This is a genomic window from Roseovarius sp. EL26 (assembly GCF_900327775.1).
Taxonomy (GTDB): Bacteria; Pseudomonadota; Alphaproteobacteria; order Rhodobacterales; family Rhodobacteraceae; genus Roseovarius.
Window position 1 is genome coordinate 2,131,551 of record NZ_OUMZ01000007.1, and the last position, 19,541, is coordinate 2,151,091.

The 19,541-nt window shown below is 54.4% G+C and carries 16 protein-coding genes; 5 read left to right on the forward strand and 11 right to left on the reverse strand.

Annotated elements, in window-relative coordinates; all coding sequences use genetic code 11:
- Positions 1 to 372: 372 nt before the first annotated feature.
- Positions 373 to 2,436, forward strand: a complete 2,064-nt coding sequence (locus D9A02_RS18550) for an ion transporter (protein WP_120502339.1) — start codon at positions 373 to 375, stop codon at positions 2,434 to 2,436.
- 332 nt (positions 2,437 to 2,768) lie between these two features.
- Here the strand turns inward: D9A02_RS18550 and D9A02_RS18555 are convergent, their stop codons facing one another.
- The 6 genes from D9A02_RS18555 to D9A02_RS18580 form a co-directional block, all read right to left on the reverse strand.
- Positions 2,769 to 4,514, reverse strand: coding sequence for a flotillin family protein (locus D9A02_RS18555; protein ID WP_120502340.1), 1,746 nt, complete (start codon positions 4,512 to 4,514; stop codon positions 2,769 to 2,771).
- Positions 4,515 to 4,533: 19 nt separating this feature from the next.
- Positions 4,534 to 5,277 carry an OB-fold-containig protein gene (locus D9A02_RS18560; protein ID WP_120502341.1) on the reverse strand — a complete coding sequence of 248 codons (744 nt, stop codon included), beginning with the start codon at positions 5,275 to 5,277 and terminating at the stop codon, positions 4,534 to 4,536.
- A 161-nt stretch (positions 5,278 to 5,438) separates the two neighbouring features.
- Positions 5,439 to 6,743 carry an aspartate aminotransferase family protein gene (locus D9A02_RS18565; protein ID WP_120502342.1) on the reverse strand — a complete coding sequence of 435 codons (1,305 nt, stop codon included), beginning with the start codon at positions 6,741 to 6,743 and terminating at the stop codon, positions 5,439 to 5,441.
- 15 nt (positions 6,744 to 6,758) lie between these two features.
- The gene (locus D9A02_RS18570) at positions 6,759 to 9,158 is read right to left on the reverse strand and encodes an FAD-dependent oxidoreductase (RefSeq protein ID WP_120502343.1); all 2,400 of its coding nucleotides are present in this window, start codon (positions 9,156 to 9,158) and stop codon (positions 6,759 to 6,761) included.
- The gene (locus D9A02_RS18575; protein WP_120502344.1) at positions 9,155 to 11,554 is read right to left on the reverse strand and encodes an FAD-dependent oxidoreductase; all 2,400 of its coding nucleotides are present in this window, start codon (positions 11,552 to 11,554) and stop codon (positions 9,155 to 9,157) included. The genes D9A02_RS18570 and D9A02_RS18575 overlap by 4 nt, the downstream gene beginning before the upstream one ends.
- Positions 11,554 to 13,080: a trimethylamine methyltransferase family protein gene (locus D9A02_RS18580; protein WP_120502345.1), complete on the reverse strand. Its 1,527-nt coding sequence runs from the start codon at positions 13,078 to 13,080 to the stop codon at positions 11,554 to 11,556. Before D9A02_RS18580 ends, D9A02_RS18575 begins: the two co-directional genes overlap by 1 nt.
- A 111-nt stretch (positions 13,081 to 13,191) precedes the next feature.
- Here D9A02_RS18580 and D9A02_RS18585 point away from each other — a divergent pair, with 111 nt between their 5' ends.
- The gene (locus tag D9A02_RS18585) at positions 13,192 to 14,151 is read left to right on the forward strand and encodes a LysR family transcriptional regulator (RefSeq protein ID WP_254054676.1); all 960 of its coding nucleotides are present in this window, start codon (positions 13,192 to 13,194) and stop codon (positions 14,149 to 14,151) included.
- Between the two features lie 164 nt (positions 14,152 to 14,315).
- Here D9A02_RS18585 and D9A02_RS18590 read toward each other — a convergent pair whose 3' ends face one another.
- The 5 genes from D9A02_RS18590 to D9A02_RS18610 all read right to left on the reverse strand — a co-directional run bounded on the left by D9A02_RS18590 (position 14,316) and on the right by D9A02_RS18610 (position 16,976).
- A complete protein-coding gene (locus tag D9A02_RS18590; RefSeq protein WP_120502346.1) occupies positions 14,316 to 14,876 on the reverse strand; it encodes a F0F1 ATP synthase subunit B in 561 nt (186 codons plus the stop codon).
- 4 nt (positions 14,877 to 14,880) lie between these two features.
- The gene (locus D9A02_RS18595) at positions 14,881 to 15,441 is read right to left on the reverse strand and encodes a F0F1 ATP synthase subunit B' (protein WP_120502347.1); all 561 of its coding nucleotides are present in this window, start codon (positions 15,439 to 15,441) and stop codon (positions 14,881 to 14,883) included.
- Between the two features lie 77 nt (positions 15,442 to 15,518).
- A complete protein-coding gene (locus D9A02_RS18600; protein ID WP_085804176.1) occupies positions 15,519 to 15,755 on the reverse strand; it encodes a F0F1 ATP synthase subunit C in 237 nt (78 codons plus the stop codon).
- Between the two features lie 53 nt (positions 15,756 to 15,808).
- Entirely contained in the window at positions 15,809 to 16,612 is an 804-nt protein-coding gene (locus D9A02_RS18605; protein WP_120502348.1) for a F0F1 ATP synthase subunit A, read from the reverse strand.
- A 64-nt stretch (positions 16,613 to 16,676) separates the two neighbouring features.
- Positions 16,677 to 16,976 carry an AtpZ/AtpI family protein gene (locus D9A02_RS18610; protein WP_120502349.1) on the reverse strand — a complete coding sequence of 100 codons (300 nt, stop codon included), beginning with the start codon at positions 16,974 to 16,976 and terminating at the stop codon, positions 16,677 to 16,679.
- 260 nt (positions 16,977 to 17,236) lie between these two features.
- Between D9A02_RS18610 and D9A02_RS18615 the strand changes: the two genes are divergently transcribed.
- The 3 genes from D9A02_RS18615 to D9A02_RS18625 all read left to right on the forward strand — a co-directional run bounded on the left by D9A02_RS18615 (position 17,237) and on the right by D9A02_RS18625 (position 19,540).
- Positions 17,237 to 17,566 carry a metalloregulator ArsR/SmtB family transcription factor gene (locus D9A02_RS18615; RefSeq protein WP_120502350.1) on the forward strand — a complete coding sequence of 110 codons (330 nt, stop codon included), beginning with the start codon at positions 17,237 to 17,239 and terminating at the stop codon, positions 17,564 to 17,566.
- Complete coding sequence (locus D9A02_RS18620; RefSeq protein ID WP_120502351.1) at positions 17,556 to 18,581, forward strand: DUF563 domain-containing protein; 1,026 nt, start codon at positions 17,556 to 17,558, stop codon at positions 18,579 to 18,581. The genes D9A02_RS18615 and D9A02_RS18620 overlap by 11 nt, the downstream gene beginning before the upstream one ends.
- 86 nt (positions 18,582 to 18,667) lie before the next feature.
- A complete protein-coding gene (locus tag D9A02_RS18625; RefSeq protein WP_120502352.1) occupies positions 18,668 to 19,540 on the forward strand; it encodes a DMT family transporter in 873 nt (290 codons plus the stop codon).
- Position 19,541: the final 1 nt, after the last annotated feature.

Here is a 19,541-nt window from a genome sequence, read left to right on the forward strand (position 1 = left end):
TCGTCGGGGCGCGTTGGTAGAAAACATCGTGCAAGAACAAGATGCATCCAGATCAGTACCACTGCGCAATGTGGAAAAGGGAAATTTGATTGCAATGCCCCCTGATCATCAATGGGCATGCTGCACTGAGGGCCATATCGGGGTGTTAGGGGAATAAGTCAAGGGGAGTATGCAAAGGTAAAATAATGTAGGTCGCCTGCAACACAGCCCGCCGCCAAAGATTTAGTGTAGATTTTTGCCCATAATCTATGCTTCATCTTATACCGCTCCGTTAAGTTGCAACGCGATGCAGAGCTACACGCATCCAAAAAAATTGACTTTCACGGGCCCGGCGGCTCATACTTATCTCAATCGTTTTTTGAGCATTATTAAATGTATGTAATTCTTTGCCGAATGGCAGCCTTATTCATGTTTCCGTTTTTGCTCATTTTACGATTTCTTTTACGACCATTCCAGATTTTCTTAGCCTACGCTAAGAAACGCGATGCGGAAATAGCGCGCGAAACGCCCCCCCGCGCCCGTGATTGGCATTGGTTTTTGGTAAAGTTCTATCCAAGATCTCGCCGAAAAATCGCTCCTGCTGACAAATGTATCGCACCTGTTGTAGTGATAGCCATCATATTCGCGATTTGGGAACTATTGGTTCTGGCCGCCCCTGTCTTTGAATATTTCGAGTTCCCCCCGCTAAAAGACAAACCAAATTTGTTCGGATGGGTAACCGTCTCATTTTTCATAATCTTTTGTCTCGAGTTTTGTATACGTTTCTTCTTAAAGGGTTGGCAGTACATGCGGCCCTGGGGTTTGATCGACCTTCTGGTGATCCTAATTGACGGCGTTTCGAGCGCGTTTTTCCTTGGTTTATTTGGCACAAGTCACGGGACCGGCGCAGGCGGCGTGCTTCGTGCACTCCGGTTATTCCGTCTAATCCGCATCGCGAAAATTTTCCGCTATCTCGCTGAATGGCGGCACATACGAAGATTCATTCGATCTGCTCGGCCCTATGCAACAGCCTTGCTTAGCTGCGCCTTATTTGCAGTCCTCATTGTGATTGTCATACTGTTTTGTGCGTTTCTGATTGCAGGTAGTGACCCTTGGCTAAAATTTGCAGAATTGATCGCACAGGTGATCGACGCACTAAAACCCAATAGCGCAGCTTCGGGAACCACAACCATTGCATCAATCTTCGTGCTTGCGGCTATTGCAAACATGATCGCAATTATCTTCATGCCCATTATGGGCAAAATTTCCGAACAACAAAAGCAACTTGCGGCAACGGAATTGGTCGAAGCGCACATAATTTTCTGTTTGAACGATATTGAAGGTTATGAAGGGACTCTGGAAGAGTTCGTACATGTATTTCACAAAAATGCGCAGCGAGATATTTTCATACTCGTGGACGAGGAGACAGATGGCGTAGAGCAGTTAGATTTAGATTTTGGGCAGAGTGTTCAGGTCGTTTCAGGAGATTTGACAGAGCCAAAAATCTGGCGACAGGCCATTGCAAGCCGTGCCTCAGCAATTTTCATGCTGGGAAGCAAAGATGACTTGTCAGCAAGCGATATTGTTTTGCTGTCTCACGATAGCCAATCCCAACGCCCAGGGCCCTTGACCATCTTTGAGCTACATAATGACAGCACGAAAAGCTATCAGCGCAAACAATACGAATTTTCAGAAGACATTGATATTGTAGGGCTTTCGTTTCAAACACTGAGAGATCGAATTGAAACATACGCTTGGAACAGGCGGAGCTTGCAATATGCATACCTTCAAAGTTTAGCCGACGATTACGAAGAGGAAATCGAATTTCCTGAGCTGGCCTATGTTGAGGGCAATACTCAATCAGCCCAAGCACTTGCTAAAGTTTTCAGTGATGATCCTTCTCTGAAAGTTGAGATACGCACCCATAATTTACTGATCCAATCAACTGAACATAGTTTGGAAACCTCGGATGATCCTATTGATGAACTGCGGATGCTAGAAAAAGTGCGCCGCACTCTTGCGTCACACCCTGAAGAGGCCAGTGGGACCTGCGTATTTGTATATGTAGAAACCTTAGAACTCGTAGAGTGGAATTCACGCTTCAGCGCGATGGGCAATGCAAATGTTTCTGTTATTGCAGTCGAAATCACATCGGCATTCGCTCTTTTACACGAGATGGAATACCCAGGTATCCTCACTGGGTGGTTTTGTGAACTCGACGACACGAATGGTGTTGCACAGCCCCGCGTAAATTTTGAAAATCGCTACAAGGTACACTCGCCTGAGGTGCGACGTAATACAACTCCGTCGCGATTGGGATCGTTGATCGGCCTAGAAGGCGAATGGGTCGTACTCGGTCAACAAGGAAGCACGCCAACACCAAAAGTCGCTTCGAAACCGTCAGACCGCATCGAGGTTGATGACACCGGAACAATTTTGATTGGTCGAAAACATTAACCGTTTACTTGTGTAAATTTTCGTCACTTTTGCCACTATAGTATACACTATACAACGCGTGCATTGTTTTAGTTTGATCAGACCACACGGAACGTCCAACGGAAGAGAAAACCCAAATCACTTTCTATTGACCGATTCGGTATGATTCGCTTATACATTGATGCAACAGATAACCTGCGCTTGAGTGTACATACGCATCCCGCGCAACGCGTTGATAGGTGTGCCCAATTCCTTGATGACAAAGGAAAACGCCACCGAAGGTCTGACACGAATACCGTGGCAGGAACGAATGAGGGGCCGATCAACGGCCCCCTTTCTTTTTGTATGTGTGTTTATTCTGCGGCCTTGCCATTGGGTTTGGCATCTGTGCCCGCGGGTTTGCTGGATGGCGCAAAGTTATCGCCCAACACACCATTGATGCCATTATCCAAATTCACGCCAACAGATTCACCAATGGATTTGAGCGCGGGCATTTGAAAGGCCATGGCGCGCAATTCATCAAACGCCTGATTGACCAGTCCGGTTTCACCGTTTCCACCGCTTCCGCCGTTTGATCCACCGCCAGCACCCAGGCCATCAACTTTATGAATAGTGATGCCGTTGATTTTCTCAGCGGGCTTGACCATTTCACGCACGATTTCAGGCAGAACCGTATATTTCTCGATATCCAGACGGTACTGAATAACGGCCTCAGACAGCGTATTTTCCGCCGCGATCTGCTCGCGTTTACCCTCGGCATCAGCCAGCTTCTCTTTCTTGAGGGCCTCTGCGCGAATGGTGATCTCTTCGGCTTGCGCCTGTGCCATTTCACGCAAAGCGGCTGCCCTATCAACCGCCTCTTCTTTGGCGGCGGCCGCAGAGACACGAATGGCGATCGCTTTTTCGTCCGCTTCCGCCTGCGCCATTTCACGCAGGGCTGCACCGCGGTCCACAGCCGCTTCTTTTTCTGCAGCAGCAGTCACCCGAATACCCGTGGCCTTTTCCTCGGCCTCCTGCTCGGCAATCAGAATGGTCACGCGTTTCTGACGTTCAGCCTCGGCCACGTCGCGTTCGGTTTTAACCTGTTCCTCAGCTTTCACTGCCTCTGCGCGCGCAGTATCAGCGGCGGCTTTGGCCCGGCTTTCTTCCTCAGACTTTTGCTGGATGGCGATCTGGCGATCTTGTTCGGCGATTTCCAATTCTTTCGTGCGCTCAATCTGCGCCGCCTCAACCGATTTCTCACGCGCAATCCGGGCTTGTTCCGCCTCACGCTCGGCCTCTTGAGTTTTCTTCGCACGGTCGATGGCTTCGCGTGATCTTAGGGTTTCCAGCTCAATCGCTTGGGCAACGCGGGCTTCTTCCTGCTGGCGTTCAATCTCATAGGCTTTGATCTCACCCTCTTGCACAGAACGCAAAACAGCAACCTTGGTTTCGGCATCAATCTCGGCGCGGCGTTTTTTGCTTTCGGCGATACGCTCTACCTGGTTTTTCATACCGGTCGCGTTGAAGACGTTGTCTTCGTCCAATGTGTCCATCGGCGTCTGGTCAAGCGCAGTCAATGAAACGGATTCCAGTTCAAGACCGTTTTTGGTCAGATCTTCGGCCACTGTCTGTTGCACCTGCTGGACAAAGTCCGAACGGTTTTCATGCAGCTCATCCAACGACATCTGCGCCGCAACCGAGCGCAGGGCATCAACCAGCTTACCTTCGACCATTTCACGCAGAGCATCGGTGTTAAATGTGCGATCGCCCAATGTTTGCGCTGCACGGGCAATCCCTTCTGACGATCCCTGCACCGTGACGTAGAATTCCACGCCAACATCAACCCGCATCCGGTCTTTGGTGATCAGCGCTGACACCCCATCACGGCGAACCTCCAGCCGGGTGGTCTTCATGTTTATAAACGTAATTTCGTGCAGCACTGGCACGACAAAGACACCGCCATCCATGATCACCTTGCGGCCACCGGCCCCGGTCCGCACCAGGCTGACCTCACGGGTTGAGCGACGATACATGCGGGTCATGACAAACCCAAGGATCATAAAGGCGATCAGAACCAGTACCACTGGGAACAATATGCCTGTAATTAAAGCTTCCATTCAGTTTTCCTTTCAATTTTTACGAAATGCGGACAAGTTTCAGATCACCCTGACGTCGGCGCAAGATCAGCACCTCTGTCCCTTCGGGCAGGGTATCTTCATCTGACAAAGGTTCGGCCATGACGTAATGCATGTTGCCGTGCCCATCCGTGAACCGGACCTGTGCCGGCTTCCCCCGGCGGGCAGCACCAACTGTTATCACACCTTTACGACGGCCATAGCTGCGCTCAGAAATGGCGCTGGTTTCAACGCGTGGAACCCAGTTGCCCACCGCTTCGGCGCAGTAGCGTGTCAAAAACAATGCTACAGGCAGCACCATCAGGGCAGCGATTCTAGCCGGGAGCACCGCCCCCGTCACAACCGAAATCAATGTTTGCCCAGACAGGCCAACCCCGGCAAAGAACGTCGAGAACAACGCCAGCCAGACTGTGAGTGGCAGTTTGCGCAGACCGATCAGATCAAGAAAGCCCCCACTCGTCTCAAGTCTGGGTTTAACGCCAGCCTCTGCATCGAGATCAGCACTGACATCGAATTCAATATCAGGGCCCAGGTCGGTGGGCATACTGGGGTCAAAATCGGCGTCTATGTCTGCATCTATATCGGCATCAAAATCCGCATCCAGATCGAAATCCGCATCTGCGTCGCCGCCGATCTGCGTATCGACCCCGATGGACATCAGCAACACTTCGAGTAGCAGAAAGCCAATCACCAAAGCGCCAAAAAACACAAACGGCTTCAGACCCGGCTCCAACAATAGATCCATTCACGTCCCCCTCGCATCGGCCCTCTTGGCGAGACACGCCAAAGCAGAGCCAGTCACAACCCATGATACAAGCAGAATGCCCACCCAAAGATGTCAAGTACAAGTCATGCTTGTGTCAGATTTTGGAAAAGCGGAATAAATCTATGGCGCTCATTTATGCTTCAAAGATTAGAAAAGGCCCTGTCCAGCCCATCCGCTACCTGAGCGACATCGTCCATCGATAAACACATCGGTGGAACCATTCGCAGGCATGACTGATATGGGCCTGATTTCGATAAAATCAACCCCTGCGTGCGACATTGCTCAAAAACAGCTGAGGTTGTTTCCCGGTCAGGTTCCTTGGTTTTGCGGTCTTTGACCATCTCAATCGCCAGCATCAACCCGCGCCCCCGGACATCGCCGATGACGGGATACTTGTCTTTCAGCTCATTCAGACGCGTAAGCAATGCGCCGCCAACGACCTGCGCATTTTCTTGCACCTTGTCTTCGCGGATCACCTGAAGAACTGCACGTCCGGCGGCGCAGCTGGTTGGATTGGCACCATAGGTGTGGAACATGAATTTTTCAGCCATCGGGGCGGCAATTTCTTTGCGTGCTACCACCGCGCCCAGAGGGAAGCCATTACCGATGCCCTTGGCCATGACAACGATGTCGGGAATGACGCCGTCAGCCTCAAATCCCCACATGTGATCGCCGGTACGGCCAAAGCCGGATTGCACTTCGTCGGCAATATACAGGCCACCTGCGGCACGCACACGCTCTGCCGCGCCGGACATATAACCCTTGGGCATCTCAATGATGCCGCCGTACCCTTGAACAGACTCGATTAGCATGCCCGCGATTTGGCCCGTCGTGGCACTGGCGATGGTACGTTCGATTTCCTCCAGATAGGGCGCGGCACCGGCGTTTTCACCAAAGATGCCGCGATACTGGTTTGGCTCCGCGACAAAGGCCACATTGCCCGGCATGCCCGGGTGACGCCAGCCGCTAATGCCCGTGGCCGATTGCGCCGCGGCGGTGGGACCATGATAAGCCGTGCGAAGCGCCAATAGATCAGGGTTGCCGGTATAGGTGCGCGCCATGGTCATCGCCAGATCCACCGCCTCGGAACCCGAGTTGGTGAAGTGGACAACCCATTCGGGGCCTGCGGGCATGGTGGCGGCCAATTCCTCGGCCAGATGTGCAGGTGTGGGATGATAGAACATTGTCGTGCAGTGGGTCAGGGTCTGGGCCTGCTCCATTGCGGCGGCGACCACCTTGGGGTGCGAGTGACCAACCGAGATGCAGACGTTCATGCCCAACAGGTCGATATATTTGCGATCTTCGGCATCCCACAGGTATTGCATTGAACCGCGCTTGAACACCATCGGCTCTGCAAAGGGGACAAACTTGCGCTGGCTTGCCGCATAGTAGGTGTCGCGTCGCTTGGCGGTTGCGTCAATTGACCAATCAGTTGTCAGTGTCATGTCTTGTCCCTCACGTCAGGCTTTCAGTCGTTTATTTTGCGGATCAAACGGCGGCTCAGACAGGATCTCTGCCGTTCGTCGTTTTCCCAGGATTTCAATACTCAGATTGTCGCGCGCACTTGCATCGCGCAGATAAGCCAGCGCCAACACCTTGCCGGTCCGGTGGCCATAGGCGCCCGAGGTGACCACACCGACCACTCGGTCACCTTGGTACACCGGATGGGCATAGAACGGATCTACCTCGTCGGGTTCGGCTTCGAGCAAAACCATATCCCATGCTGCGTCACCGCGCCGTGCCAGCATGGCCTCGCGCCCGGTAAAATCGCGCCCTTCGGGACGGGCCAGAAAACCCACGCCACTTTCGTCGGGTGTGCGTTCCGTCGTCAGGTCACTGCCCCAACCGCGATAACCTTTCTCGAGCCGCATGGCGTTGGCAGCATAAGCCCCGTAAAGCCCTACGCCATGAGGTTTTCCAGCCTCTTCAAGCGCAAGGAACAGTTTGGCGGCGTCATCGCGTGCGACATGCAGTTCCCACCCCAACTCGCCCACATAAGACACGCGCAGGGCCCGGGCAGGGATGCCCGCCACAGTGATCTGTTGCACACTGAGCCACGGGCCAAGATCCTCCGAGCATAAGGCTTGCAGGATCTCGCGTGATTTCGGCCCCATCAGGCCAATCACCGCCAGTTCTTCGCAGCGGTTGTGGATTTCAACGTCGAAGTTTTCGGCATGTGCCTGCAGCGCATCCCAGTCCCGTTCTTCCGCTGCGGCCGCTGACGTCAGGTAGACCAGTTCATCCGACAGCATCGCCACGGTGAATTCTGAAGTCACCCCGCCCGCTGGTGTCAAAACATGGGTCAGCCCAACCCGGCCACTTGTAGGGGCGTGATTGGCCCCAAGACTGTCCACAAAAGCGAGCGCCCCTGAGCCCGTCACCTCAAATTTCGCAAAGACCGACAGGTCGGCCAGTGCAGCGGCTTCGGTCACTGCTTGGCATTCGCGTGCGACGAGGTCAAACCAATTGGCGCGACGGAAGGTTTCATCGGCCACAACTTCAGATGTGTCCGCGAACCAATTGGGCCGTTCCCAACCATAAGCCGCGCCCATAACGGCGCCACGCTCGACCATCAAGTTATGCAGGGGCGATAGGCGCAGGCCACGCCCGGCAGGGCGTTCTTCGTGCGGGTAGTGCACGCCGAACTGCAAGCCAAAGCATTCGATTGCCTTTTCAACCCGGTAATCACGATCGGCCCACTTCCCGAACCGGCGACTATCAACAGCCAGTGCATCCATTGGCGGCGCGCCATGGGTCATCCAATGGGCCAGGAACCAGCCCGATCCGCCGCCCTCCATCACGCCCATTGAGGAGCCAGTCAGGAGCCAGACGTTTTCCAAGCCATGCGCCGGGCCGATCAGCGGGTTGGCATCGGGGGTAAAGGTGATTGGGCCGTTGATCACCGATTTCACACCGCCATTCCCAACGGCGGGCACGCGGCTCATCGCCGCCTCGATGATATGCTCAACCCGGTCCAAATCCGGCGGCATCAGGTCTGCACCGAATTCAGGCGGCACGCCATCAACTGACCAGACCTGTGCGTCCTTCTCGTAGGGGCCAAGGATCAGACCATCGCGTTCCTGCCGGATATACCAGCTTTCCTCTGGGTCGCGAATCATTGGTAGTTCGGGCAGGCCTGCCGCAATCCGTTCAGATACTTCTGGCACGGTGTCCGTGACCAGATACTGGTGAAGCACGGGAACGGAGGGGATGTTCAGCCCCATCATGTGGCCAATTTCCCAGCCCCATGTGCCCGCCGCATTCACAATGTGCGTGGTGTGATAGGTTTCTTTGGCGGTCTCAACTATCCATTCATTGCCCTCGCGCCGGATCGTATGGACCGGATTGTAGCGTTTGATTGTTGCCCCGCCCCGAACTGCAACCTGCGCCATCGCGTTGGTGGCCAGAGTAGGATCAACGTGACCGTCATCCGGCTCGTATATTCCACCTAGTAGACCATCGAGCTCGGTCAAGGGATGTAGCTCAGCGATCCGCTCGGGCGTCAGCACTTCAAGCGGGTAGCCGGTGAACTCTGACAGGCCCGCGACATGGGCGAACTCATCCATGCGATCCGGGTTGCGAGTGATCCGCATCGCACCCGAACGGTGGAAGCCACAGCTTTGGCCGGTCTCTTCGGGCAAGATATCCCGATAGAGCCGCACGGACGTGGCACGCAGTTCCTGAATGGTCGGGTTGTGGGCGAAATGCGTGCACAGACCGGCGGCATGCCAAGTTGAGCCATGCGTCAGGTCGTTCTTTTCGACCAAAACAACATCAGACCACCCAGCTTTGACCAGATGATAGAGCAGCGAGGTGCCCATCGCACCGCCACCAATGATGACAACCTGCGCCTTGATCATCCGCGCATCCTTTCTGATTTCGGGTCAAATGGCGGTTGCAACAGCGCCTGTGCCGGGTAGCGCTTTCCGGCCACTTCAATCTCAAACTCTCGTGCACAAGTGTCGGCCTGTGTCTCATCTGGGACCACGCGGATCAGACCAAAGGCCAGTGTTTCCCCCGTGCGCGGCCCGCGCCCGCCTGAGGTGGTCAGGCCGACGACCTGCCCAGCCTCAACGATCAGTTCATCATGCAGCATCAGCGGCCCGCCAGAGACCTTAAACAGACACAAACGCTGGGAAACACCGCTCTCGTGTTGCTGTACAAGACTTGATTTTCCGATGAAGGTCTTATCCCAGTTGATGGCAAATCCCAGACCGGCCTCAAGCGGTGTGATTTCAGGTCCCAGATCATGGCCCCAGTGTTTGAAGCCCTTCTCTAACCGGCAACCATCCAGTGCGTAGTGACCAAGCGGTTTCGCCCCGGCCTTGGTCAGCGCATTGAACACTGCCCCTGCTTCTTCTGCGGGAAGCGAAAGCTCCCACCCCAGTTCGCCGACAAAACTCATCCGGGTGGCGCGGCATTGAATGCCTACAATTGTGATTTCCTGACAGGTTGAAAATGGGAATTGGGTCCAGTCATCAGGCGACAAATCAGATAACATATCACGCGATCCTGCGCCCATGACGCCAATAACGGCCTCTGCTTCTGTGACATCTGTAATGGTCACATCAAAACCCTGCGCGCGCCGCCGGAGCAGCCCAGCATCGCGCCAACGGGTTGCCGCGCCAGAAGTCACCCGGAAGGTATGTTCCCCGAGCCGTGTGACAGCTGCATCCAGTTCGATCCCGCCAGCATCATTGAGGGCCAGCGTGTAGATCGCCCGCCCATGAGGCCGGTCAATCCTGGCCGTACAGAGCAGTTCCAAAAAGCTCAGCGCCTCTGGGCCTTCTATGTCAAACTTGCCAAATGGTGTCAGATCAAGCAGTGCGGTCCCCGTTTGCATTGTTGCGGCTTCGCGCTCTGCCAGTGGCCACCACGGTTGATCAGCGATGGAATAAGGCAGATCCCGCTCGGATGCATCATTAGCGTAATATAGCCCGCGTTCCCAACCGCCAGCCAAGCCAAAGACCGCGCCCTGTGCTGACCAATGATCATGCAGGGCGGATTGGCGCAAACCACGCCCGGCCTTAGGCTGTTTGAACGGCCAGTGCATCGCCATTAGATCAGACACCGCCTCTTGCATCCGCGCATCCATATGGTCTTGCGTAGCGGTCTTGGGGTCAGCGCGGGCGATGTCGACCTCCCACAGATCCATGGCAGGCGTTTGATCCACCATCCAATCGGCCAGTGCGCGGCCAATTCCAGCCGAAGACATGATGCCAACAGAATTCATTCCGGCCGCCACAAAGAGTCCGTCCACCGATGGGGCCTCACCCACCAAGGGTCGGGTATCGTTGGTAAAGCTTTCCGGACCGTTCATGAAATGCTGAATGCCGACGTCTGCCAGTGCGGGCATCAGCTCAAGCGCTGCTTCCATGAAGGGCATGAACTGATCCCAGTCTTCGGGCATTTCAAGAAACGGGCGATTGCCCTCGGGGCCAAAGGCGTCCCAGCATTTGGCGTTCGGCTCAAACCCACCGATCACCAGTTTACCAGCGTCGCCTTTGATATAAATCCCTGTATCCATATCCCGCAGAACCGGGAACGGATCGGGCAAGCCCAGCATCGGTTCGGTCACCACATACATGTGCTCGACCGCCTGTAGCGGCAGCGCCAGACCCGCCGTTGCAGCCAATGGTTTCGACCACGCGCCAGCACAGATTGCCACCTGATCAGCTTCGATTACGCTGCCGTCTTCCAACATGACGCCTGTCACCTGACCCGCCGTGGTGACGACCCCAGAAACCGCAACATTTTCCCGGATCTCCACGCCCGTATTCTTGGCAGCGCGGGCGTAGACCATACACAGATCAACCGGGTTGACGTTCGCATCCTCGGCCACGGCCATCGCCCCGGCGTGACTGGCCACATTCAGCCCGGGAACGGCCTTCGCTGCCACCTCGGGCGTGACGATCTCAGGTGTCAGCCCAAAGTGACGACCCAAAGAGGCGATACGCTTGAGTTCATCCATCCGCTCTGGACGGCGCGCTAACCAATAGCCCCCAGTGCGCTTGTACCCCGTACTCATCCCGGTTTCGGCCTCAAGCTGTGGGAACAGCTCGACCGCGTACATCGCAAGCTTTGTCATATTCGGGGTCGCTCGCAACGGGCCAACAATGCCCGCTGCATGCCAACTGGTGCCGCTGGTCAGTTGGTTACGCTCCAGCAAAACCACATCTTCGGCTCCACGTCTGGCCAGATGATAGGCAAGGCTGAGGCCGATGGCCCCGCCACCGATGATGACTGTTCGGCCCATCAAAAATACTCCTGATCAGGCACTTCGGCCTTACGACGCGCGATATAATCCTGAAGTTCCTCATCAATGGCCGGGTCGAGCCCCGGATCCTCATAAGCCTCCAGGTGTGATTTCCAGAGGGCGTTGGCGCGTTGGGCCGCATCAAGGCCGCCGGCTGCCTGCCATTGCTCGTAAGAATTGTTATCTGGCGTTTCAGGGCGAAAGAGTGCAGTCATGAAGTTCGCCTGCGTGTGATCGGAACCAAGGAAATGCTGCCCTGGCCCGGTCTGGGCGATCGCATCCATCGCTTGTGCGTTTTCACTCAGGTCAATGCCCTCAAAGAACCGACCAAGTTTGCCGCAAAGATCAGCGTCAATCATGGTTTTCTCGAAGCCAGTGACCAGGCCACCCTCCAACCAGCCCGTGGCATGGTTTATCAAGTTCGCACCTGCGAACATCGACATCATCAACCCCCAAGTGGCCTCTTGCTGGCTTTGAGCATCCGGAATCTTGGAAGCAGACAACGTGCCCACCGTATGGAGCGGCACGCCCAAGCGTCGCGCCAATTGCCCAGCAGCCAGCACCATTTGCCCGGCTTCCGGCGTGCCAAACGTGGGCGCACCGGATTGCATCGACATGGTCGACGCAAAGCTACCCATTAGTACCGGCGCCCCGGGCTTGATCAGTTGCGCAAGCGTCAGACAAGCGAGCGCCTCTGCCAGAACCTGCGCCATTGTGCCCGCCACGGTGCAGGGGCTCATTGCGCCAGCCAGAACCCAAGGGGCCGTGGCCACGGGTTGACCGGCGCGGGCATATGTTTTCAATGCGCCGGACATGTGGCTGTCCATCACCAACGGGGCGTTGGTGTTCGAGACGCAGTAGAGCACGGGATTGTTGGCAACATATTCCTCGCCAAACACGATCCGCGCCATATCGATAGCGTGACCTGCCCGTTCTGCCCCGATGAAGGCCCCCATGAAAGGGCGGTCTGAATAACGGATGTGGGTGTAGAGCATATCCAGATGGCGTTTGTTGGCGGGCAGATCGACTGGTTCGCACACCACGCCACCGGAATGGTGCAGCCAAGGGATTGTCTGGTGCAGTTTCACCAGCGTTTGAAAATCATCATAGGTCGCATAACGCCGCCCTTTGTCCAGATCGTGCACGAAGGGTGGCCCCCATGATGGACAAAACACTGTGGCATTACCGCCCATCTTGACCGATTTCTTTGAATTACGGGCGTGCTGCATGAACTCATTTGGCGCCGTTGCCTGAATGGTATTGCGGCAAAATCCCGGCTCGAACCGCACGCGCGTCTCCTGCACATCGCAGCCCGCGTCGCGGAATATTTGCAAGATCTCAGGATCATCATGGAACTCCATTCCGGTATCTTGCAAGATCCGGTCGGCGTTTTCTTCGATCAAACACAGGCCCTCCTCGCTGAGGATATTCAGCGGGCCGATATTGCGGGTGACATAGGGCGGCGCGGATTGCTGCACCTTTACCCGTGCACCGCGCCGTCTTTTTCTCGCTGCTGTGTCCGCCATGATCTGGTGATCCTCCTGACGGACATATTGCTTAGGGCAGGCGTTTCGATCAATTGACTTCGCGCATCATAAGGATTTCTAATACTGTTAAATTTTCTTGGGGGTTCTTGCATGTCTAATCGCATTTCAACCGATACCAATCTAATCAAGGCGATGGAGGTCTTTGTCGCGGTTGTAGAAACCCGCCAGATGACGGCGGCTGCACGTCTGCTGGGCATGACGCAACCGGCGGCCTCACAGCATCTGGCCAATCTAGAGCGGGCGTACGACACCCAGTTGATTGACCGCTCTACCCGCCCAATCAAGACCACACAAGCCGGGGCGTTGATGTATCGCCATGCCACGCGCATTCTGAATTCTGTCGCTGATTTGGCCACCGACCTGCGACATCAGGGACCACATCCAATCAGCGTATTACGCGTTGGAATGCTGGCGTCAATTGCAACGACAATTACGGTGCCGTTGGTGAAACTGGCCAAGGACAAATTCGGGGTTCAGGATATATCCCTGCGTGCCGGACAAAGTGGTGATCATGAGGGGCTGTTGCGGACCAAGAAGGCGGACATCGTAATCAGTTCGAATCCATTTTACGACATGGACGGTTTGGAGCGGCATCCGGTGCTGAGTGAATCGTTTCTGCTGGTTTTACCTGCCTCCTATGATGGTCCGACGGATAGCCTGGAGGAAATCCTGACACGTCTGCCATTGGTGCGCTTTGCTGATACCACAAGTGTGGGTCGTCAGATCGAACAGCATTTGCGGAGATTGAAATTGCCAGTACCCCGATTGATCCAAGCGGATCGGTCCAGCATGGTCACGGCCTGTGTGGCACAAGGATTGGGGTTTACCTTTCTGACGCCGACGCTGTTGATTGATGGTTTTGTCGAGCAGATGCCCATGAACATCCGCCCTTTGCCCGTGGCGGGCCTGTCGCGGAAAATTACGGTGGTAGCACGCACCAAGGAACTGGGTGCTCTGCCAAATGAATTTGCATCAGCAACACGAAACACTTTGACCAAACAGATCGAAGCGCAGATGGGGGCGACGGGGTTGAGAGCCGTTGAGGTATGAAACCGGTACACGTGGGAAGTCATTCGTGTGGACACAAGAGTATGTCCGTCGCACCATCGTCCCTTCGTGGTCCGGCACAGCAATGCTTTACCATTGTGGGCAAGCCACAAACATAAAACCCGGGCACATGGCCCGGGTTTTATAAATCAAAATCAAACCTGATCTTAGTGCAGCTTGGCGTCTACGTCACCAATTGCGGCATCGATCAGCTTGTTGCCTTCAGCAGCTGTCATCTTCTTGGCGACCACATCTTTTGTTGCAGCAATCGCGATGTTGATGGCGCTATCACGCACTTCTTTCACCGCATTAGTTTCTGCAGATGCAATCTGATCTTCAGCTGCTTGCAAACGACGTGCGATCGAGGCTTTCAGATCGGATTTGGCTTGTTCAGCAGCTTCAGCTGCCTCACTGCTGGCCTGTTTCACGATCCGGTCAGCTTGCTCTTGCACTTCTTTTTGCTTGCGCTCGTAACTGGCCAGCAGGCTTTGGGCCTCATCGCGCAGGGCGCGAGCTTCATCCAGCTCGGACTTGATGCCTTCGGCACGTTTGTCCAGCAGGCCACCAATCATCGATGGCACGTTCAGCTTGAGCAGAACGCCGATGAACAGCAAGAACGCCAGAAGTACAACAAAGTTGGTGTTTCCGAGCGAAAAGAACGGGCCAGACGCCGCCAGAGCCGGGCTTGCGGCAGTCAGGGCAAGAAAAGTCGCAGTTATACGTAGCATCTCGTTACCCTTTCATCCGTGCAGTCACAGCCGCGGTGATCGTGCGCGCATCAGCGTCGACACCCAGTGACGCAGCCAATGCTTTGGCCGTGTCCTTGGCAACCACGTTGATGCTCTCAACAGCGCCTGCACGTATTTCTGCAATGGCTTTTTCACCTTCCGCAGCTTTGGCTGAAATTTCAGCGTCGGCCTTGGCAGTGGCTTCGTCCAATTCGGTTTTGATCTCTGCCTTGGTGGCAGCGACAATATTCTGAGCTTCAGCACGGGCATCAGCCAATGCTTGTTTGTAGGCCTCTTCGGCGTTTTGCGCCTGAGCCTTCAGATCTTCGGCAGCGGCCAGATCATTTGTGATCGTACCCTGACGTTCGGCAAGAATTGCAGCAATACGCGGCAAAGCGATCCGGGTCAGGATAAAGAAGATCACGATCAGAGTAATCGCGAGCCAAAAGATTTGGTTACCAAAGGTCCCAAAATCCAGCTGTGGCATGCCGACAGCTTCTGCTGCGCCATGTGCTTCTTCAGCTTTGTGGGCAAGGTCTTCGGCAGTATGCGTCGTGTTTGCCATTTCGTCCTCCAGGAACCTCAATTACTACGGGGGGCCCTATTATCGGGCCACCCGCACGTAAGGATGCTCTGTCAGGATTAAACGGCGAACATCAGCAGAAGCGCGACGAGGAACGAGAAGATCCCCAGAGCTTCGGCAAACGCGATACCGATGAACAGAGTGGCTGTTTGGCCACCAGCGGCAGATGGGTTACGCAGAGCGCCTGACAGGAAGTTGCCAGCAACGTGGCCCACACCGATTGCAGCTGCGCCAGAACCGATTGCGGCCAGGCCTGCGCCGATGAATTGACCCATTTGTGCGATATCGCCTTCCATTGAATTTCTCCTTACGTTGGAATTAGCAGATGAGGGTTCAGACCGATCCGATCTTAGTGTGACGGATGCAATGCGTCTTTCAGATAGACACAGGTCAGAATGGTGAAAACGTAGGCCTGAATGAAGGCCACGAGCAATTCGAGCGCATAAACAGCGGTGATTGCAAAGATTGATACGGGTGCGATGATCGCCGACGCCGCAGCAAAGCCGGCGAAAACTTTCAAAACAGCGTGACCCGCCATAACGTTACCCGCAAGACGAATAGAATGGCTAACAGGGCGTACGAAGTAGGAAATCAATTCGATGATTGCCAGGATGGGACGCAGCGCGAGAGGTGCAGACGACACCCAGAACAGGCCTAGGAAGCCGAAACCGTTTTTGACGAAACCAACGATTGTAACTGTCAGGAATACCAACATCGCCAGTACCGCCGTTACAGCAATGTGCGAGGTTGTGGTGAAGCTGCTTGGGATCAGACCCAGGAAGTTGGCTGTCACGATAAACATGAACAGTGTCATGATGTATGGGAAGAACTTGATCGCGTCTTTACCGGCGACGTCTTCAACCATTTTATAGACAAAACCATAAGCCATCTCGGCGATGGATTGCATCCGCGTCGGGATTGTGGCTCGCTTTGAGGTGCTCAGCACAAGCAGGCCGATCGTCGCGACGACCGACAGAGCCATCCACAAGGTTACATTGGTGATCGTAAAGGTTCCGATCTCACCGTGACCAAACAGTGGAGCAACTTCGAACTGGTCCATCGGATGGATAACAAGACCGGCGTGCTCTGGTGCAAACAGGAAGCCTGATGTAACGGCCAGTGCGACCATGATCCAAAAGAATACCTTACCCATTTCTTCCGTCTCTCCTTCGCGAGGCCTCGCCTCGTCTTGTTCTTTTATGCGACGCTTTGGCCGCCTATTCGTTGTCCTTCTGGATCTCTGCGGCGCTGGCAATCATTACTTTGACGCCGGCCGCGAGGCCTAGAAGTGTAAACAGCACGAGGAAAATCGGCATCGTCCCAAACAGGACATCCAAGCCGTACCCCATACCAAAACCGATCAGCAGACCGGCAACAAGTTCGATCACCATTCGCCAAGCATGTTGCGCCTGACTGTAGTGTTCTTCCTGTTGGGGTTTCGGTGTGTCTTTGCTTTTCAGCGCATCGATCCGTTTCTCAAGCTGCGCCATGCGCTCGCTTTGCTCAGGATCTGTCACACCGGCCCCCTCGGAATATCTGCCCCTGTGCTAAGGTGCGGAGGGCAATGAGTCAACCCAAGTGATTGCAAACAAATAATCCGCCTAATGTGCTGAAATAAAACAATAATAATACGCATACTTGACGCCGAATTCTTTCAGGTATGGATGAATCCAGCTAACCGCTCCTACAATCCTATATTCAACCGATTGGTTGATCTTTATCAGGCCTTTATGAAGCATGGTTGACGACCTCACCTTGCAGCCGATAACCAGACACCATGTCAGACCCCCTTGATACCGTATTTGCCGCATTGGCCGACCCAACCCGCCGGGCAATCCTTGCCATGCTGCTAGAGGATGATATGGCCGTCAGCGATGTAGCTGACCCGTTTGAGATGTCACTTGCCGCCATTTCCAAGCATTTAGGCATCCTGACCCGCGCAGGTCTGATAAGTCAGGAACAGCGTGGGCGCGTCAAATGGTGCAAACTGGAACCCGACGCCTTACGCGGCACGAGCATTTGGATGCAGGGGTTTGGCCAATTTGAGGCGATTAACCTCGACGACTTCGAACGCTTTCTCAAAGCAGAGCTATCGAATGACAGCTGACAAATCCGGGCGTGCTTCTCAGGCCCTTGACCCTAACAACGTAGAGCTTTCCGCACGTCACTTACCAACGGCTGCGATCGAGACCATTGATCAGGCAATCATTGCCCCGATCCAAGATGGCGCGTGTCTTCCCTATGGCGTCTTTCGCCCTGATGGTTCCTCCTGCCAAATGGCACGCAGCTTGCTAGGGCACCGGCGATTTTCAGACATGGCAAGACATCCCGACACCCCAACCAAGCAGCTCAAAGGGCAATACTTGTTTGGTGGCGTTGCTCGCGTTCACTTTGGTCATTTCCTATTGGAAAGTCTCACTCGCCTTTGGGCGAGCACTCAAATTCGGGGTGATATTGACGGTATCATTTTTCTACACCGCCCGACGCATGAACCGCAGAGGGCCCTGACAAAAAATTATGCCTTTCTTTATTCCGCCTTAGGCCAAGGCATACCATTTCATTTCGTCACGCATCCCACACAGATCGAGAAATTGCATGTTCCCACACCCGGCTTTGGTCACGGTCACTGGATCACTGGAACGCCAGAGTTTCGCAAACACGTCAGAGACACGCTGGTTTCGAAAGTGACTGCCAACGGCCCCGCGCGGCTTTATATTTCCCGCTCACGCCTGAAAGAAGGGCTTCCAGCCGTTGATCAGGAAGACAGGATAGAAAGGCTAATGCAGGCCGCGGGGTATACGATCTTTCATCCTCAACTCCACTCAATCCAAGAGCAATGCGAACATTACCGTGCCGCCCGCATAATTGTTGGCGGAGACGGGTCGGCCTTTCATTTGGCTGGTTTCTTCCTTTCGCCAGATTGCAAGGTTGGATTGATCCAACGTCGCAACCGGCAAAATGTGTACAACTCCTTCGTTGCACAAATTGCAGCATTCAGTGATGCCGAAGTTACCGCAATCAACTGCCTACTGGACAACTCGCCGCCTCACACAACACTTGAAGAGCCGATTAACTTTCAAAAGCTCCAGGCCGAACTGACATCTGCAGGGTTTCTGAGTTAAGTCACAACCTGCCCCCAACACCCAGAAATGCATATCAGGCAATAAAATTCTTTACTTTCTCAGGACATCACGCGACATCTTGCAGCATGGATGAGCATTTCAAAGGCTTGATAATTACGGCGCTAGGCGTTCTGTTTGTAGTACCCGATTCATTATTCGTTCGCCTGATTGACGCCGAACCACTTGCAACGGCCTTTTGGCGTGGGCTTAGCTCTGGCAGCATGATTCTAATCGGATTGCTATTACTTCAAAGAGGCAAAGGGTTTGGGGCAGTTCTGCGCGGTGGATGGCCCTCGTTTATCTACATAACATTAATTGGCTTCACCACAGCGGGATTTGTTCTGGCTGTTGCTAATACGAGTGTCGCCAATGTCGTTTTCATCTTTGCCACAATGCCAGTATTTGCTGCCATATTCGGACGCGTCTTTTTGAACGAATCTGTCAGCCTGCGCATGACCCTCACCATGATTGTTGTCATCATCGGCATGGGCATTATCGCTTATGGTTCTACGGAATCTGATATCGCCTCGTGGCAAGGTGATCTCTGGGCCGTCGCTGTTTCTGCCGCATACGCGGCTGCATTAACGGCTGTGCGTCGGCTTAAGGATATTTCGATGATCCCGGCGATCCCGATCGCCTATATCGGTGCTGCTGTGATTTTGGCATTTTTCACGACACCTTTGGAGGCGGCACAAACCCAATGGGGGCTGATTTTAGCGCATGGCGCGTTCATCGCAATTGCCACGTGTTTTCTGACCCTTGGCCCGCGCTACATCAGTTCAGCAGAGGTCTCTTTGCTGATATTGCTGGAATCTGTCTTGGCCCCATTACTGGTCTGGGCAGTGCTGGATGAGAACCCCGGCAAATGGGCGCTGGCGGGTGGTTTTGTGGTGATTGGCGCGCTGATCGTCTCAAACCTGGTGGTTATGTTTAGGCCACGCAAAGCACGCCAATCTTAAC

Coding starts and splice junctions, on each gene's coding strand:
- D9A02_RS18550 (WP_120502339.1), top strand. CDS start 373: ATGTATGTAATTCTTTGCCGAATGGCAGCCTTATTCATGTTTCCGTTT.
- D9A02_RS18555 (WP_120502340.1), bottom strand. CDS start 4,514: ATGGAAGCTTTAATTACAGGCATATTGTTCCCAGTGGTACTGGTTCTG.
- D9A02_RS18560 (WP_120502341.1), bottom strand. CDS start 5,277: ATGGATCTATTGTTGGAGCCGGGTCTGAAGCCGTTTGTGTTTTTTGGC.
- D9A02_RS18565 (WP_120502342.1), bottom strand. CDS start 6,743: ATGACACTGACAACTGATTGGTCAATTGACGCAACCGCCAAGCGACGC.
- D9A02_RS18570 (WP_120502343.1), bottom strand. CDS start 9,158: ATGATCAAGGCGCAGGTTGTCATCATTGGTGGCGGTGCGATGGGCACC.
- D9A02_RS18575 (WP_120502344.1), bottom strand. CDS start 11,554: ATGGGCCGAACAGTCATCATCGGTGGCGGGGCCATCGGCCTCAGCCTT.
- D9A02_RS18580 (WP_120502345.1), bottom strand. CDS start 13,080: ATGGCGGACACAGCAGCGAGAAAAAGACGGCGCGGTGCACGGGTAAAG.
- D9A02_RS18585 (WP_254054676.1), top strand. CDS start 13,192: ATGTCTAATCGCATTTCAACCGATACCAATCTAATCAAGGCGATGGAG.
- D9A02_RS18590 (WP_120502346.1), bottom strand. CDS start 14,876: ATGCTACGTATAACTGCGACTTTTCTTGCCCTGACTGCCGCAAGCCCG.
- D9A02_RS18595 (WP_120502347.1), bottom strand. CDS start 15,441: ATGGCAAACACGACGCATACTGCCGAAGACCTTGCCCACAAAGCTGAA.
- D9A02_RS18600 (WP_085804176.1), bottom strand. CDS start 15,755: ATGGAAGGCGATATCGCACAAATGGGTCAATTCATCGGCGCAGGCCTG.
- D9A02_RS18605 (WP_120502348.1), bottom strand. CDS start 16,612: ATGGGTAAGGTATTCTTTTGGATCATGGTCGCACTGGCCGTTACATCA.
- D9A02_RS18615 (WP_120502350.1), top strand. CDS start 17,237: ATGTCAGACCCCCTTGATACCGTATTTGCCGCATTGGCCGACCCAACC.
- D9A02_RS18620 (WP_120502351.1), top strand. CDS start 17,556: ATGACAGCTGACAAATCCGGGCGTGCTTCTCAGGCCCTTGACCCTAAC.
- D9A02_RS18625 (WP_120502352.1), top strand. CDS start 18,668: ATGGATGAGCATTTCAAAGGCTTGATAATTACGGCGCTAGGCGTTCTG.